The sequence below is a fragment of the Achromobacter sp. GbtcB20 genome (assembly GCF_019091095.1).
Lineage (GTDB): Bacteria > Pseudomonadota > Gammaproteobacteria > Burkholderiales > Burkholderiaceae_B > Achromobacter > Achromobacter mucicolens.
Map to the genome: position 1 here is coordinate 1 of NZ_JAGXJZ010000508.1, position 275 is coordinate 275.

1 pseudogene is annotated in these 275 nt (G+C 66.9%); it reads right to left on the reverse strand.

The window, feature by feature from the left end:
• Positions 1-211: pseudogene (locus tag KVT32_RS29980) on the reverse strand (hypothetical protein); the annotation flags it as partial.
• Between the last annotated feature and the right edge of the window lie 64 nt (positions 212-275).

Consider the following 275-nt stretch of genomic DNA (forward strand, 5'->3'; position numbering starts at 1 on the left):
ATGGGCCGATGCGGCCGATGGTTCCCGGCGCCGGGCCGCTCAACGCCAGCTCGGCCTGCAGACCGGCCAGCAGGCTGGGGCGGGGCGGGATACGGACCGACTTGATCAGCGCGCCGACGCGGTCGACCGCTGCCGGCGCCGCCGGGCTCGACGAGGAAGCCGCAGCGGCCGCAGCGCGCACCGGCATTGCTTTAGCTGCAACTGTGCTCATGGGAAGGTGATGCTTTCGGGAAATACCGCAAGGTTTGCCACTATAAACCAGTCTTGATTTCGTT